Annotated in this window: 12 protein-coding genes and 2 rRNA genes; 1 reads left to right on the top strand and 13 read right to left on the bottom strand. The window is 39.0% G+C overall.

Going from position 1 to position 16,304, the window contains the following annotated elements; translation table 11 throughout:
• Positions 1-65: 65 nt before the first annotated feature.
• The 6 genes from I6F44_RS04860 to I6F44_RS04835 all read right to left on the bottom strand — a co-directional run bounded on the left by I6F44_RS04860 (position 66) and on the right by I6F44_RS04835 (position 8,119).
• Positions 66-2,747 carry a DUF349 domain-containing protein gene (locus I6F44_RS04860; protein WP_197173365.1) on the bottom strand — a complete coding sequence of 894 codons (2,682 nt, stop codon included), beginning with the start codon at positions 2,745-2,747 and terminating at the stop codon, positions 66-68.
• Entirely contained in the window at positions 2,737-3,018 is a 282-nt protein-coding gene (locus I6F44_RS04855) for a YeaC family protein (RefSeq protein WP_007378333.1), read from the bottom strand. Before I6F44_RS04855 ends, I6F44_RS04860 begins: the two co-directional genes overlap by 11 nt.
• Position 3,019: 1 nt before the next feature.
• Complete coding sequence (locus I6F44_RS04850) at positions 3,020-3,346, bottom strand: hypothetical protein (RefSeq protein WP_007580349.1); 327 nt, start codon at positions 3,344-3,346, stop codon at positions 3,020-3,022.
• Between the two features lie 139 nt (positions 3,347-3,485).
• Entirely contained in the window at positions 3,486-4,988 is a 1,503-nt protein-coding gene (locus I6F44_RS04845; protein WP_010554016.1) for an alanine/glycine:cation symporter family protein, read from the bottom strand.
• A gap of 376 nt (positions 4,989-5,364) precedes the next feature.
• Positions 5,365-6,492, bottom strand: a complete 1,128-nt coding sequence (locus I6F44_RS04840) for a M14 family metallopeptidase (RefSeq protein WP_010554015.1) — start codon at positions 6,490-6,492, stop codon at positions 5,365-5,367.
• Between the two features lie 184 nt (positions 6,493-6,676).
• A complete protein-coding gene (locus tag I6F44_RS04835) occupies positions 6,677-8,119 on the bottom strand; it encodes a glyceraldehyde-3-phosphate dehydrogenase (RefSeq protein ID WP_010554014.1) in 1,443 nt (480 codons plus the stop codon).
• A gap of 174 nt (positions 8,120-8,293) precedes the next feature.
• On the opposite strand from I6F44_RS04835, the gene I6F44_RS04830 reads away from it, so the two are divergent.
• The gene (locus I6F44_RS04830; protein WP_197173364.1) at positions 8,294-9,094 is read left to right on the top strand and encodes a DUF2989 domain-containing protein; all 801 of its coding nucleotides are present in this window, start codon (positions 8,294-8,296) and stop codon (positions 9,092-9,094) included.
• A 239-nt stretch (positions 9,095-9,333) separates the two neighbouring features.
• Here the strand turns inward: I6F44_RS04830 and ihfA are convergent, their stop codons facing one another.
• From ihfA to I6F44_RS04795, 7 genes are all read right to left on the bottom strand, one after another.
• On the bottom strand, positions 9,334-9,633 hold the full coding sequence (gene ihfA / locus I6F44_RS04825; RefSeq protein ID WP_002960690.1) for an integration host factor subunit alpha: 300 nt from the start codon (positions 9,631-9,633) through the stop codon (positions 9,334-9,336).
• A gap of 2 nt (positions 9,634-9,635) precedes the next feature.
• Positions 9,636-12,023 (bottom strand): phenylalanine--tRNA ligase subunit beta, encoded by a 2,388-nt coding sequence (pheT, locus tag I6F44_RS04820; protein ID WP_197173363.1) that lies wholly within the window; start codon positions 12,021-12,023, stop codon positions 9,636-9,638.
• 15 nt (positions 12,024-12,038) lie between these two features.
• Positions 12,039-13,019: a phenylalanine--tRNA ligase subunit alpha gene (gene pheS, locus I6F44_RS04815; RefSeq protein WP_002960692.1), complete on the bottom strand. Its 981-nt coding sequence runs from the start codon at positions 13,017-13,019 to the stop codon at positions 12,039-12,041.
• 345 nt (positions 13,020-13,364) lie between these two features.
• Positions 13,365-14,075 carry a DnaA regulatory inactivator Hda gene (gene hda, locus I6F44_RS04810; RefSeq protein WP_007580342.1) on the bottom strand — a complete coding sequence of 237 codons (711 nt, stop codon included), beginning with the start codon at positions 14,073-14,075 and terminating at the stop codon, positions 13,365-13,367.
• Positions 14,075-15,130, bottom strand: coding sequence for a DUF2066 domain-containing protein (locus I6F44_RS04805; protein WP_010554011.1), 1,056 nt, complete (start codon positions 15,128-15,130; stop codon positions 14,075-14,077). The genes hda and I6F44_RS04805 overlap by 1 nt, the downstream gene beginning before the upstream one ends.
• A gap of 799 nt (positions 15,131-15,929) precedes the next feature.
• A 5S ribosomal RNA gene (rrf, locus tag I6F44_RS04800) occupies positions 15,930-16,044 on the bottom strand.
• Between the two features lie 152 nt (positions 16,045-16,196).
• A 23S ribosomal RNA gene (locus tag I6F44_RS04795) occupies positions 16,197-16,304 on the bottom strand; the annotation flags it as partial.

The raw sequence follows: 16,304 nt of genomic DNA, 5'->3' as shown, positions 1-16,304 counted from the left end.
AAAAGCCGCTATTAAAGCGGCTTATTAAAATAGTAACCAGCATATATTACGCTGGTTTTAGTGTATTAAGCTGCAAGTGTCGCTTTAAGTCGCGTTAGTGTGTCAGGTTCAACTGAACCGTCACTGAGCGCTAATAACTGTTTTAAATAATAGTTTAAATCAGCATGTTCGCCACGATGTTTGTCATCTAACATGGCTACTTGTTCTGCCATTCTAAGTGACTTATCAGTTGAACTTACGTTCGCTAATATTTCCATGCGCGTAATAAGTTGATCTGTATTTAATGCTGTTTTAAGCGGTGCTTGATACTGACTTGGTAACGCTTCATTGTTTTCAAGTGCTGTAATTAACGCATCTAGATTAGCTTGCTCTGATTTGCTTGTAAGCAATACAAGTTTATCGTCAATAGCTGCTAGTAGCTTAGTTACTTTTGGCGCTAACGATCTAAATTGCGTGTACCCTTTCACTTTTGTTTCTAGGTCGTGCAACTGTGCTCTTTGATTTACATCGCTAAGTGCTGCTTCAAGCTCAGCAAGTTCTGCAACTGCTTGTTTATCTGACTCATTTTGATCAAGTTTTTGCTGCTCAAATTCACTACTACGTTTAGTAAATGTTTCATCGTTAAATTGACGAAATTTTTGCCATAACGCATTTTCAGCTTTTAAACCTGCAAAACCAATTGTTTGCCATTGCTGCTGCATTTGCTTCAACTCTTGGCACGCAGCGGCTAAATCATCGCTTTGTGATAATTGCTGCGCTTTTTCTACTAATTCATTTTTAAGTACGGCATTACTTTTATGAAATGCGTTTAATAAAGCCAGTACTTGTTGTTGCTCGCTTTTATAACGATCGTTTAGTGTACGGTATGTTTTAGGATCAACTTTACCTACACTGCGCCACGCTTTGTTTAAACGATTGTATTGGCTTTCATATTGCTTCCAATCAAAGTCATCCTCAGCCGTAGGCTGTAAATGAAGCGCGTGCATGTCGCTAATAATACTTTCGCGTTGTGCTTTTGAGGCCTCGCGTTGTACTTCTTGCTCTGCAAAGTAACTACGACAAGGTGCAAATAACAGCTCGATTTTTTCATCAAACTGCACGCCTTGTTGCTTTTCTTCATCTATATCTAAACGACCTAACTCATTCCAACGCTTACGTAGCACTTTTACTTGCTCTGCGCGTTGTTGTGGGTCAGTACACTCTTCACTTACTAATGCACTTACTTCTTCTAATAAAGCTTCACGCTTTGGTGCTGCAGCGTATTTTTGCCAATCTTTAGCATCTGCAAGTTGCGCTTCAAGTTCCGCTTTTATATTTACAAGCGGCTGTTGATATTGCTCAGTGAGTGTATTAAATAACTCTTCAAACCCTTTAAACACGCCAAAGGCAACATTAAAACGACCTTCTTCAATTAGGCGTTTAACATCACGAGCTTTGCGTTTTGCTTGGCTTTGGTTTTTTTCAAGTGGCTTAACTAGCTCACTCATAGGTGCTAAAAATTGCTTTTTATGCGTATTTAACTGTGTTTTAAACGTACTTTGCAGTGCACCATCTAAAATATTTAAATGACTACGCGCTGCTTTAAAACCATTATTAAATTCAGTTAGAGTTGCATCGTATTGCGCTAAATCTTCTGCTGGCTTAATTTCGCATAATGCTGAAAAAGCGATTTTGTACTCTTTAATAGCCGTTGTTAGCTCAGGTAATTTAGCAACTTGAGTAAATAGTTTTTCTAACTTGCTTACAGCCAGTTTAGATTGCGTATTATTAGCAAGTTCTGTTTCGCTAATAGCTTGCTTAGCTTGCGCTACTTTTGCATCAAGCCAATCTTGTTGAATTTGCTCTGGTGTTTCAAGGCCTAGCTGTAAGGCGTTTTCTATTTCTTCACTTAACGCTTCAACAGTTGCAAGCGCTAGCAATTGGCGCTGTTGTAGCGCTAATTTTTGCTGCTCTTTGTCGTGTATCGCTTTTAGCTGTTCAATGTGTGCATCTAACTTAGTGGTAATCGAAATATATTTTTCGTCAAGAAGCTTAACACGCTCATCACTTAGCCATTTGAGCTCAAGTGCTTGCCACTGGGCCATTAATTCGCCGGCTTGTGGATTTACAACACCAAAATCTGTTTTTTCACGTAAAGCATTTAACTTAGCTAAAATAACACGTGTTGCACTTTCAACCTGCAGTGGCATTTCTATTGCTAAACGCTCATTTTCAATATGCGTTTCAAGTGCTGCTTTTGCACCATCCTTTGCATGCTTTACTAATGGCTTAATTAATTGATGGGTAATAACAAGTTCAACTAATTGAGTTTGTAGCTCTTCGCTACCTTCTTTAAATGCTTTTTCTACTAGTTTTGGATTTGCTAAACGTTTTAATAATTTAACGCGTACTTGCAGTTCTTTTTCTGCAAACGCTAACTTTTCGAGTGTTTTAACGGGTGCAAAACGCTCTATGTATTCGTTTTTAATTTGCGGTGTTAGTGCACTTTCGCTATTTAAAACAGCATTAGATATTTGAAGCTCTGCTATATCTTTTAATGCTTGATCTTGTTTATACGCTTTCCACCAAAGTGGTAACTCGTTTACTTTTTGTAGTGCTTTGCGGCGTATTTCAGCTGAGCTGTCTTCAAGTGCTAACGTGTTTAATATGGTTGCATCACGTTCAATGTCTAATTTTTCGATAGCATCAAGACGTACTTGTTGCTTAGGGTGTTTCCATTTCGGTGTAAAAAGGTGCTTAAAGATCATGTTCACTAAACCTAGCTATTTCGTTGTCTGATTTAAATTCTTTTTGTAGTTGAGCTTTTGTCTTTTGGATCATTTCACCATTAGCACCAATCGTAAATTGCTCGTTTGATTGAGCCACTTTTGCTTGATACAACATAACCAACTGCACTGTTTGTTGCTTTTGCTCGTCTGATAGAACGGTACCATCTGGCCATTTGCCAGTTGATGCACCGTATTGTAAGCGTTCGAATAATTCGGGAGTAATATTTTGTACAAGATTGTCGATATTCATGTCATTTTTTCTTTTTTAGAGTCACTAAAACAATTCGGTTTATAAGATACCAAATACACCCTACGCCAATAGCCGCAGTATAAGCATACCACTGAAGCGTTTTTTCTTGCGGTTGTAAAAAGTACAAACAGAAAAAACCACCTAAAAATAAGATAAGCGCCAAAAAGGAGTGATTTATAAACATCTGCTTTTTTTTAATTCGCTGTTCGCGCTGAAGTTGCAAAACTTGCTCGTCGTTTAGCTCTGCAATGTTGCTTTCGCAATGCGGACATTGCTTATGTTTATCTGAAATTGATTTTGCACATTTTGGGCAACGAATAATCGCCATACTTCTCTCCATACTACGCATAAAAAAAGCGCCTTTCGGCGCCTTTATTGTACTTGTTTTATTTCTCGTTGTCTTTTTTGAATTCAAACCAATAACTAATTTTGGGGCGATAATTTTCTAAGTTGCCCACCAAGTTTAATTACTCTGCGTCTTTTGACTGCTTCTCTAAGCGTTTTTCCCAGAACGTGGCGTTTTTGATGCCTAATTTAACTGGATCAAATATGATTTTTCCGCCTTTTTTCTTCTGTTCTTCATAATCGCTCAAACATAACAAAGCAGGCTTAGCTACGAAGAAAATAGCTAAAATACCTAGTATGTTAATCCAGGCCATTAAGCCAACGCCAATATCACCAATAGTCCAGATATAACCTGAATTGTTTACCATGCCGTATGCAACCATAAACATAATCACAAACTTCACGATAACAAGCGGAATACTGCCTTTAAAATAACGATTTAAGTAAGCAATATTAGTCTCTGCAATAAAGTAATAAGCAAGTATTGTGGTAAAAGCAAAGAAGAACAATGCGATGCCAACAAATGCCTGCCCAAAGCTACCAAATACACTAAATAGAGCCATTTGCGTAAAGGCTGCTGAACCCACTTCAGTGGCTGCATCAACATTTTGAACAATAAATTGCCCTGCTGGTAACTCACCCACAATATTGTATTGCTGCGTTATTAAAATCATTAATGCTGTTGCAGTACACACAAAGATGGTATCAACGTAAACAGAGAAAGCTTGTACTAACCCCTGTTGAGCAGGGTGATCAACTTCTGCAGCGGCTGCTGCATGAGGCCCAGTACCTTGGCCTGCTTCGTTAGAATATATACCGCGTTTAACGCCCCAACCAATAGCAGCACCAAAACCGGCCTGCGCAGTAAACGCATCACTAATAATTAAATAAAATATATCACCCACTTTATCTAAATTTAAAAATACTACGATTAGTGCCAATACTATGTAACCAAGCGCCATAAATGGCACTACTATTTGCGTAAAGTTCGCAATACGCTTTATTCCGCCGAAAATAATAAACGCCAAAACAATAAGGATAATTGCCAAAGCGACCAATTTAAAGCTGCCTACGTCACCAAAGCTAGTAGAAACCATATTGCCATCGCCAAACACTTGAGTAAATGCATTACCTACCGCATTTGCTTGTACGCCTGGCAGAAAAACACCACATGCAATAATTGCCGAAACAGCAAATAAAACAGCTAGCCATTTTTGCCCTAAACAACGGTCAAAATAATACGCTGGGCCGCCACGATATTGCCCGTTTTCTTCTGTTTTATAAATTTGGCCTAAAGTAGATTCTGCATATGCGGTACTTGCACCTAGAAAAGCAACAACCCACATCCAAAAAATAGCACCTGGTCCACCAAAACCGATAGCTGCTGCAACACCTGCGATATTACCAACACCGACTCGTCCAGACAACGATACTGCAAGGGCTTGAAAAGATGAAATACCTTTATCAGACGTGTTTGGACTAAATAATAACTTACACATTTCTTTAAAATGTCTAACTTGAGCAAATCGAGTTAATACTGAATAAAACAAGCCTGCGCCTAGGCATAAATAGATGAGTGCATTACTCCAAACAACATCATTAACAGCGCTTACAAAAGCTTCCATGGATATCCTCTATAGTTATATTTATTATTTTTAATTACGAGACTCTGCTTTAGCTACTACGCAACATAAGTTTCACGAAATAAGGTTTTACCTCTCCCGTCCCGACTCATTATTTAATTAATCTTAACTTAAGTACCCCAACTTTGTTAACACTTAATTTTCAAAATATTTAATTACGTAGCTATTGCAAGGCACTGCATCAGCAGTATTTAAAGGAAAGTAGATTGATTTGTACCGATACGGTGATGATACGCGGCGAAGAAACGTTAAAAACGTTTTGGAGTGAAGTTGCTATATGATTATTATTTTTTGTAAAAGGGGTTTTACTAAAAGCAAAAAGGGCATCAAAACTATTGATACCCTTCAAATAAATGTTTTATCTTAAATTATCAACAACATTAACAATTGCCGCTAACGTATCTTGACCAAATTGATACGAACGACGGTCTGACCAGCCATAGTCTGGATCAGGTAAATCGTTGTTGTCTTTAAATGGCATTTCAATTGTGTACGTTAATGCTTTGAATTCTTCAGCAGTAGCTGATGAACCTACCGTAAGGTTAGCTTGGCCGGGCTCATCTTTTGGATAGCCATGCTCATCTTGAAACTCTGGAGTAATAGTTAAAAGCGCAGCTTTAAAGCTATCTTCAAGGCCTTTAAGACGAGCATCGTAACTTGGAATACCTTCGCTGCCTGCCACAAAGTTATACGGAATAGCTTCATCGCCGTGTATATCTAAGTGCATATCTAAGCCAGCTTCGCGCATTTTATTTAGTACTAGGTAAACCTCAGGGCTATTTTCCATGCTTGGTGTCTGCCATTCACGGTTTAAGTTAACGCCTTTAGCATTAGTACGGAGATGCCCGCGTGCGCTGCCATCTGGATTCATATTTGGCACAACGTAAAACACTGCTTTTGATAGAAGCGCAGCTGCATGTGGGTCTTCGTCATCAAGAAGTTTGTGCAGTAGACCTTCAACATACCATTGGGCCATTGTTTCACCTGGATGTTGACGTGCTGTGATCCAGATATTTTTCTTATCTTCACTTGGCTCACCAATTTTAAGCACACTCATATCGCGGCCATCGAGTGTTTCACCAAGTGTTATTAATTGGCAAGCACCTTGGCTTTGTGCCCAAGATAATAAATCTAAATGGCGGTCGTAACTGTATGGGGCAAAGTAAGCAAAATACACGCTGCCGCACTCTGGTTCAATTTCAAAGCTTAATGTGCCATTTTCATAGCTTGATGGTACACGAAACCATGTTTGGCGGTCATATGATGCAACGGCTTGATACCCTTCCCAACCATCTGGGTAAGCTGATTTATCAAGCTCATTAATATTTAACTTATGCAATTGGTAAGGCGTTGTTTCAAGACGAAAGTGAAACCACTGATAAAATTCAGACTGGTGATCTTTATTAATTTCTAATTGAATATTTAAAGGATCGGTGGCTTCAATAACTTTGATATTACCACTGTCGAAATTGCTGCTGATTTTCATGAAAAAAACCTTTAGGTTGAATAAGTTTATCTGCTTATTAATTCACAGAACTGACATTATTTTGTAAATAGTAAAACGAATGTGCATTTTCTTAATTAAAGCCTATCACAAGGCATACGCTTTAAAAATAATACACGACCAAAAAAGCCAGCAACATGCTGGCTTTTAAGTCACTGCAAATAAATTAGCGAGGTAAGCTTGGGAATGACACTTCGGCCATATCGCGCATACAACGAACTACTTGGCAGCTGTAACCAAACTCATTGTCGTACCATACATATAAAACAATACGGTTATCTTCAACAATCGTTGCTTGTGAATCAACAACACCTGCGTAACGGCTACCGACTAAATCGGTAGAAACAATTTCCGTTGATGCTGTGTAATCAATTTGGTCACGTAAGTCTGAATGAAGTGCAGTATCGCGTAAAAATGCGTTTAGCTCTTCAACTGATGTGCTTGTTGCTAAGTTAAGGTTCAAAATAGCTAGCGACACATTAGGTGTAGGTACGCGGATTGCGTTACCTGTTAATTTGCCTTCAAGCTCTGGTAATGCTTTTGAAACCGCTTTTGCAGCCCCTGTCTCAGTAATTACCATGTTAAGTGCTGCGGCACGGCCACGGCGCTCTGCTTTGTGGTAGTTATCAATAAGGTTTTGATCGTTCGTGTACGAGTGTACAGTTTCAACATGGCCATTATTAATACCAAACTTATCGTTTAGTGCTTTAAGCGTTGGTGTAATTGCATTGGTTGTACAGCTTGCTGCACAAACAATTTTATCTTCAGGTAAAATATCTTTGTTATTAACACCATATACGATGTTTTTGATATTACCTTTTGCAGGAGCTGTTAATAATACTTTTGCAGCGCCCTTACACTCTAGATGCTGGCCAAGGCCCGCTTCGTCTTTCCAAATACCGGTGTTATCAACAATTAATGCATTGTCGATACCGTATTGAGTGTAATCAATTTCGCTAGGAGAGTTAGCGTAAATAACCTGAATGTAGCTACCGTTGGCTTTAATTGCGTTACGTTCTTTATCAATAGTGATTGAGCCATTGAATGGACCGTGAATTGAATCACGACGCAGTAAGCTTGCACGCTTTTCAAGATCACCCTCTTTACCGCCACGCACAACAATAGCGCGCAAACGTAAATCTGAATATGGACCTGATTTTTCAATTAATAAACGCGCTAGTAAACGACCAATACGACCAAAACCATACAATACAACATCGCGTGGTTCTTTCGCTGGTAAGTCAGCTATTTCTGCAAGTTCATCTTTTACAAATTCTTCTACTGAGCGGCCTTTTGCAGCTTCAGTGAACAAATAACTATATGCAAGCTTACCAATATCAATACGTGCAGAGTTTAATTCCATTTTGCTGATAGCTTCTAAAAATGGGAAGCTTTCACGCAAACGTAATTTAGTGCCTTCAAACTGAGCAACGGTTTTGTGAGATTTGATAATATCGATAGTACTGGCATTTACGAGAGGACGGCCATATACAGCGATTTCGATACCACGATTACGGTAAAGTTTACCAATGATTGGTTGCATGCTTTCTGCGTAATCTTGGCGCTCTTGCCAACTATTTGTGTATTCTAACTCGTGAGATGAGGTCATTTTATTTACCTAAGTTTATCATTTTGAACGGATAGCCTTTAAAAATGCACTATATTTTGAGAGTAATGCACTTCAGACAGGGCTATTCTAATTTAATCTGAAGTTATTCTCTACTGTTAGGCGTTAAATGATTGCGTTAGAATAACAAGGTAGATATTCATTTGGGGTTAAGGGATGCTTAAAAAAGCAAGTGTACTATTGGGTTTGCTAACGTTGACAGGGTGTGAAGAGGCGTTAACACTCGCACAAGTGTGCAAAGAAACACCTGGCTTTTGTAGCGACTTAAACAAAGACAGCCACTGCAAGGATGAGCGTTCTGATGTAATTATCAAACGTTACATAGAATACAAAGACCCTACTGATGAAAATAAATACCAATTACTCAAAGACTTTGAATCCTATAACCAATGTATAACTGTGGCTGCCAAAATTGAACATATTAAGTTAAAAGCTAAAAAAACGTCACGTATTGACGGTCAATTAACGAGCATTAAAGAAATGACTCGGTTATACCAAGATACCCAAAATACGAACCATCCAGGTTTGCTCTACTACCAATGGTCACGAAATAATAACCAAAACGCACTGACTAAATTATTGGCGATAGAAAATGACAAAAGTGTAACGCAAAGTGCCGAAATGCAATTTTTTTTAGCATCGTACTATATTAAGTTCGACGATGAAAAAACCATCGATTTGCTTTATAAAACTTTAGAGCTCAATAAAAAAGACAACGTACCGAATCCTGAAGTGTATACATCACTTATTAGTCTTTTTTATAAACATGATAAATTTAAGCATGCATATATATTTTCCAAAGTAGCGCAAATGTCGGGGATTGAAAATATTGACGTGTTTGAAATTGAGCAGCAATTAATAACGAATGGTAAAAGCTTAGACAGCCTAGATGTACTTGCAGAGCAAACATTTCAGCAAATAATGGCAGGTGATTTTGTATCTCCTCGAGAGTTTTAATTTATAATCGCAAAAATAACCTAATACCAATCTGCTTATATATGGGGTCTATTTAACGTTAAGGAAATTACGCTAGAACTAGGCAAAAATTTTTGTATCTAGTTATTCTAAATAAAACATTTTTAACGACGTTATAGTGCAATTTAATTCGTTAAATTGATCAAAGATTTATGCAGGTTGGTATAATTTAATAACTAGGTTATTCAGGCAAATAAAAAGGCAGCTTACGCTGCCTTTTTTTATTTTGCTTTGCTTGTGCCCACTTCTACGCGGGTTTTAAGCTTTTGACCTGGTCGAAAAGTCACCACGCGACGTGCCGAAATAGGAATATCTTCGCCTGTTTTCGGGTTGCGGCCTGGTCTTTCTTTTTTGTCTCGAAGATCAAAGTTACCAAATCCAGAGAGCTTAACCTGCTCGCCTTTTTCTAGCGCTGAGCGGATTTCTTCAAAAAACGCTTCAACTAAATCTTTGGCATCTTTTTTATTGATCCCGAGCTTTTCAAATAGGTGTTCAGCTATGTCGGCTTTAGTAAGCGCCATATCTAGTCCCTCAACGATGCATTAAACTGTTCGGCCAATTCGGCCACCACGTTATCAACTACTAGATTGATATCTTTCTCTTCGAGTGTTCTATCAACCGCTTGCAGTGTTAGAGCAATCGCCAAACTCTTATAATTTGGCTCAATACCTTTGCCCTTATACACATCGAATAAGTTTAGGTCAACCAATTGATTTCCGCCAACTTTTTCGATCACACTTAAAATGTCGCCAGATTTAACGCTGTCTGCCACTAAAATCGCGATGTCGCGGCGATTTGAAGGGAATTTAGACACCCCTTCTGCTTGCGGTAAATTTCTTTTTTCTATTGCTGACATTTCAATTTCAAAAACAAAAGTTGCGTTGTTGATATCTAACGACTTTTGAGCTTGAGGATGTAAAGCACCAAAAAAACCAACCTTTTTGCCATCAACATATATTACAGCTGATTGACCAGGGTGAAGTCCATCTGACTGCTCGGCTTTAATTTCAAAGCGAGTAACGTCATTAGTAATTGCAAGTAAGGCTTCAACATCACCTTTTAGGTCGTAAAAATCAACGTTACGTTTTTCTTCAACCCAATGTTCACCATTTACAAGACCCGTAATAACGCCGCCAATAACCGGTACTTGGTAAACACCATTTTCTGCACTTTCGTCGCTTATAAATTTAAGACCATGTTCGAATAAACGAATACGAGGCTGTTGGCGATTTTGGTTATACGCTACAGACGCTAATAAACCCGGCATTAAACTTACACGCATCGCTGACATTTCAATTGAAATAGGATGCGGTAATACCATTGCTTTACACTCTGGGTGTAAAATAGCTTGTGCTTTAGGGTCTACAAAGCTATATGTAATTGCTTCTTGGTAACCACGAGTCACTAACGTATTGCGGAACTTGCTAAGCGCAATAGTTGCTTCGTTATGTGTCGTCATTTTAAGTTTTGCAGTTGGTGCAACATTTGGAATGCTGTTGTAACCGTAAACACGTGCTACTTCTTCAATTAAATCTTCTTCGATGCGAATATCAAAACGGTAGCTTGGTACGTCCGCACTCCAGCTTTCATTTTCTACTTTAACATCAAGACCTAAACGCGTAAGAATATCTGTTACTTTAGCATCTTCAATATGATGACCAATAACACGGTCTAAACGTGCACGACGGAGACGTACTTCAGTCACTTTTGGTAATTTGTCAGCCGCAACAGCTTCAACTACAGGGCCTGCTTGACCACCTACAATCTCAAGAAGAAGTGCTGTTGCACGTTCCATTGCATCATGTTGTAGAGCAAAATCAACACCGCGTTCATAACGGTGTGAAGCATCAGTGTGTAAACCGTAGCTACGTGCTTGCCCTGCGATTGCAACAGGATTAAAAAATGCGCTTTCAAGTAATATATCAGATGTTTTATCTGTAACACCTGATTGCTCACCACCAAAAATACCTGCAATTGCAAGTGCTTTGTTATGATCGGCTATTACAAGTGTTGTGTCGTTTAATTTAGCGGTGTTACCGTCTAGTAAAACAAGTTCTTCGCCTGCGTTTGCACTACGTACTTTAATACCACCTTCAATCGCACTTAAATCAAATGCATGCATAGGGTGACCAAGTTCAAGTAATACATAGTTAGTAACATCAACTACTGGATCGATCGAACGTACGCCACTACGGCGTAGCTTTTCAACCATCCAAAGCGGTGTTTCTGCGTCAAGGTTAATGCCTTTTATCACACGACCAAGATAACGAGGACATGCATCTTCATTAACTAGCTCAATTGATACTTGATCGTCAATTGTTGGTGTAACAGCTGGGATATCTAATACATTTACGTCAATACTATTTAAAACGCCTACTTCACGTGCTAGACCTTTAATACCTAAACAGTCGCCACGGTTTGGCGTTAAATCAACATCAATAATATTATCATCAAGCCCTAAGTAATCACGTAAATCAGTGCCTACTGGTGCATCGCTTGGCAATTCCATGATGCCGTCGCCTTCTTCGCTAATACCTAGCTCAACAAAAGCACATAGCATTCCGTTTGAAGGTTGACCGCGTAGTTTGGCTTTTTTAATTTTAAAGTCACCAGGAAGCACAGCGCCCACAGTTGCGACGGCAACTTTAATACCTAAGCGACAATTTGGTGCACCACACACGATATCAAGTAGCTCATCGCCACCTACGTTAATTTTGGTAACGCGCAGTTTATCTGCATCAGGGTGTTGTCCACATTCAACAACTTCACCTACAACTACGCCATTAAATTTGGCAGCAGCAGGCTCAACGCCATCAACTTCTAGACCAGCCATTGAAAGCTGTTCCGAAAGAGCTTGCGTATCAATAGCAGGATTAACCCACTCTCTTAACCACTTTTCACTAAATTTCATTTTATTGTTTCACTCTTAACGGAACTGGTTCAGGAATTTTAAGTCATTTTCGAAAAATGCACGCAAATCGTTTACGCCATAGCGCAACATAGTTAAACGCTCTACACCCATACCAAAAGCAAAGCCGGTGTATTTTTCTGGGTCAATGCCCACAGACTTAAGTACATTTGGATGTACCATGCCGCAGCCTAGTACTTCTAACCACTTACCGTCTTTACCCATAACATCTACTTCAGCCGAAGGTTCTGTAAATGGGAAGAATGAAGGACGGAAACGAATTTCCATATCTTCTTCAAAAAAGTTACGTAAAAAATCATGCAAAATACCTTTTAGCTCAGTAAAGCTAACATCGGTATCAACCATTAAACCTTCAACCTGATGGAACATAGGTGTATGTGTTTGGTCGTAATCGTTACGGTATACGCGTCCAGGTGAAATAATGCGCAGTGGCGGCTGCTCAGTTTCCATAGTACGAATTTGCACGCCACTTGTTTGTGTACGTAGTACTAATTTAGGATTGAAATAAAAGGTATCATGATCAGCACGTGCTGGATGGTGCTCTGGAATATTTAGCGCATCAAAGTTATGAAAATCGTCTTCGATTTCTGGACCAGATTTAACTTCAAAACCTAACTCACCGAAAAAGCTTTCTATGCGCTCAATAGTGCGCGTAACTGGGTGTAAACCGCCAGTAGGCATAACACGCCCTGGTAGAGTTACATCTATAGTTTCAGCAGCTAGTTTTTCTTCAAGTGCTTTACTTGCTAGCAACTCACGCTTTTCGTTGATAGCAGCTTGTACATCTTGTTTAGCTTGGTTTATAACTTGGCCTGCTTCTTTACGTTCTTCAGGTGCTATTTTACCTAACGTTTTAAGTAAGCTAGTGATTTCGCCTTTTTTACCAAGGTAATTAACCCTGATATCTTCTAACTGCGCTATTTCACTGGCACTGGCTACCGCCTCAAGTGCTTGCGCTAATATGTTTTCTAAGTTCATTCGATACCTGATCTTTCACAGAAGGTGATTGCTTAAGAGCGTGTTGGCCTTTCAAGATTGCTTTACAACAGTGTGGTTGGTTATTAAATAAGGTTAAGCATTGGACTGTAGTTTCCTACATAAGTGATGCAATAACGCTAAATAAAGACCAAACACATGCAGTTTGAAGTGTTTATCTCGGAGGCTACGTTCTTTGTTGTTCGGGTTTCGCATATAAATACTACGCTAAAGCCCTCACGACGCGATTAAAGCACTCTTAAGTTAAACAAATTCCAATCAGGAAAGGTAAACACGCTCTGATAATAGCTTATGATAACTGAAAGAAGGGTCTAGATTCTAGACCTACTACAGCTTTAACGTTGATTTTATAAAAGGAATAGTTAATTTTCGCTGTGCTGCCATAGATGCATGATCTAATTTGTCGAGTACATCTAATAAAGCACGCATATCACGGCTTAAACGGGTTAGTAAAAAGCGTGCACACTCATCACTTAATTCAAGGCCGCGCATATGAGCGCGCTTAACAAGTGCTTGTGCTTTATCGTCGTCACTCATAGAACGAATTTGAAAGGTTGTTCCCCACGTTAAGCGAGACTCTAAGTCAGGCAGCGAGATATTAAGCATGCTAGGAAGTAAATCGGCAGTTACTACTAACATTTTTCCGGGTTCGTTAAACCGGTTAAAAAAGTTGAATAGTGCTTTTTCCCATGCATCATTGCCTGCAACTAAATGCACGTCATCAATACATAGAACATCAAGTGCTTCTAAACCGTCTAATACCATAGGTCCAAAGTCAATTACTTCGCGCATAGACAGCAGCATATTAGATAGGCCACGCTCTTGTGCTTTAATGCAGGTTGCATACAAAAGGTGAGACTTACCCGAATCACCTAACCCACATAAATAAGTATACTGAAACTTTTTAGCTAACTTCGAAAAGCTATCTTTTAAATGGTTAACCTCTAACGAATCTTCCCCACCAAAGTACGATGCAAATGTTTCGTCATCCGGCAAGGTAACCGGTAATGCCATTTGCATCGGCTCAGAAGTTAGCATTATGGCGTTATCCATTGATACTCTAAGCTATTTTTATCAACAACATGATAAAAAGCGCGTGGATCCTCATAATCTTTAAATGAGGAGTCTAACCCTAGCCCTTTTTTAAGATCACTTAGATTACCAGTGTGGTTTAGTTTAAATTCTACAAATTCTGGTGTTTTACGAACAATTTTAACTTGCGTAACAACGCTTAAGTTCAATAATCTTTGCTTTGCTAATTCAACATCAACAAAACTTTGCGTGCCTTTTAATGTTAGCGTGGCCGCGGCTTGTTCATAATAAGCATTTGGATCAATAGCGTACTCGCTTGCAAGGCCTCGAGCTAAGGTATCAATCATTTGACTCACTATTTGCTGCTTATCGCCCGTTAATCTATTTGAATCAAATTGATCATCATTAGTAAAACGCCAATCTAAAATCCAATTTTCGCTATCCGCTTCTTTATACATTCTTGCTGTAATACTTCGCTCAGCACTGTAGCGTCTAGAGGCCTCTTCTACTGGTTCTGAAAAGTTACCCCATACCTCAGGAATACCTACTAAACGTCTATCTTGTAAATCAAGTAATGGCACAACGACAGGCAGACCACGGCGTCCTGCTTTGTCATAAATTAACTGCTCTAATTGCGGGTAACTTTCTTGTGTTACTAATTCTCTGCGCCAATTGTCTTCAATACCTAACCATATTGCGACTAACGGGCGTTGTACTCCCCATAAAGGTAAGTTTAACTCTTTGATTAACGCATTGATCTTTCGAGCTTCAAATTTAACAACAAGTTTCAACTGTCCATTTGCTCTCTCGTCATATTCAAACTTAAGCATATAATCAGAAATATCTTTAGTGCGTTGCTGTGCTAATTTATTTTGATCCGCGGTTTCATCACCGCTTACTTTCACTAAAACATTGAGCAAAGCTTTACGACTCGCAGCTAATCGAGTGTCTCGTGTTTTGTCATCCACTTTTAAAATATCTTGATATAGATCAGTTACTTCAACTGCCGACGCAGAAAAACAAAATAAAATGGATATGGCGCTAATTAATAATCTATACACAGGCTGTTAGTTCTTGGTTTTAAACTGATTTGATCCTAAATCAAAGACAGTAACAAAGCAAAATTAAATTTGTTATCTAAGGAAATGAAAGTAATTAGCTTTTATAGAAAGTAAAAAAGATTAAATATGAATAAGATAGTTGAGTGAGTTGTACGCTATTCACCTACATTTAACTTTACTACACTTTTAAAACGCGAACCTTTCGGGTTTAGTTAGATCATGAAGGTATTTAATGTAAGTACTTGATGATGTTATGGTTTAGATTTTTCGTTATTGGCTCACATTTTACTTTCTGCAGACGTAAAAGCCCGAATCGTTAGATTCGGGCTTTCTACAATTTAAAACCTGATGATGTCGTAGTGCCCACAGCGGTGGAGAGTCATAGTTAAAATGATGCGCACTCATTGCTGAGCGGATATTTTTCATGATTTTAGCGTCGGGAGTCGCTGCACTCGCCCGACCTACGTGATATGTGTTGATGTAGTGTGTGTTAATTGTGCGCATTTCACTTTTCTGCAGACGTAAAAAAGCCCGAACCGTTAGATCCGGGCTTTCTACAATGTGAAGCTTGTGTAATGTCATAGTGCCCACAGCAGTAGAAAGTCACGTAGCAAATGCTACTGTATTGGCCGACTGGGGTATTGAGGATTTTTGTTGTGATTCTAGCGTCGGGAGTCGCTATGCTCGCCCGCCCTACGTGATGCGTGTAGATGTGAGTGTGTGTTAATTGTGCACATTTTACTTTTCTGCAGACGTAAAAAAGCCCGAATCATTAGATTCGGGCTTTCTACAATTTGAAGCCTGGTAATGTCCTACTTTCACATAGCAAATGCTACACTATCATCGGCGCTGTTTCGTTTCACTACTGAGTTCGGCATGGAATCAGGTGGGTCCAAAACGCTATTGTCACCAAGCAAATTTGGGCGTTAATTCGTATCGCTACGCACTAACTGAATTTGGAAAATATCTGATAATATTTTTTAAGTCTTTCTTTAAGTAATATCTACTTTAGTCATATTAACTTCTTCGCGTGTTTCACTATCACATAAAACTCGTTTGGCGTTGTATGGTTAAGCCTCACGGGTAATTAGTACAAGTTAGCTTAATGGCTCACACCACTTCCACATCTTGCCTATCAACGTTGTAGTCTTCAACGGCCCTTCAGAGACTTTAA

Source organism: Pseudoalteromonas sp. NZS11_1 (assembly GCF_015864275.1).
Classification (GTDB): Bacteria; Pseudomonadota; Gammaproteobacteria; order Enterobacterales; family Alteromonadaceae; genus Pseudoalteromonas; species Pseudoalteromonas arctica.
This window is presented reverse-complemented; position numbering and strand designations above follow the sequence as displayed.

Bases quoted from the DNA above. Each gene is read 5' to 3' on its own strand.
- pheS (WP_002960692.1), bottom strand. From the start codon at position 13,019: ATGAACTTAGAAAACATATTAGCGCAAGCACTTGAGGCGGTAGCCAGT.
- I6F44_RS04835 (WP_010554014.1), bottom strand. From the start codon at position 8,119: ATGACCTCATCTCACGAGTTAGAATACACAAATAGTTGGCAAGAGCGC.
- hda (WP_007580342.1), bottom strand. From the start codon at position 14,075: ATGCTAACTTCTGAGCCGATGCAAATGGCATTACCGGTTACCTTGCCG.
- I6F44_RS04840 (WP_010554015.1), bottom strand. From the start codon at position 6,492: ATGAAAATCAGCAGCAATTTCGACAGTGGTAATATCAAAGTTATTGAA.
- I6F44_RS04830 (WP_197173364.1), top strand. From the start codon at position 8,294: ATGCTTAAAAAAGCAAGTGTACTATTGGGTTTGCTAACGTTGACAGGG.
- pheT (WP_197173363.1), bottom strand. From the start codon at position 12,023: ATGAAATTTAGTGAAAAGTGGTTAAGAGAGTGGGTTAATCCTGCTATT.
- I6F44_RS04845 (WP_010554016.1), bottom strand. From the start codon at position 4,988: ATGGAAGCTTTTGTAAGCGCTGTTAATGATGTTGTTTGGAGTAATGCA.
- I6F44_RS04850 (WP_007580349.1), bottom strand. From the start codon at position 3,346: ATGGCGATTATTCGTTGCCCAAAATGTGCAAAATCAATTTCAGATAAA.
- I6F44_RS04855 (WP_007378333.1), bottom strand. From the start codon at position 3,018: ATGAATATCGACAATCTTGTACAAAATATTACTCCCGAATTATTCGAA.
- ihfA (WP_002960690.1), bottom strand. From the start codon at position 9,633: ATGGCGCTTACTAAAGCCGACATAGCTGAACACCTATTTGAAAAGCTC.
- I6F44_RS04860 (WP_197173365.1), bottom strand. From the start codon at position 2,747: ATGATCTTTAAGCACCTTTTTACACCGAAATGGAAACACCCTAAGCAA.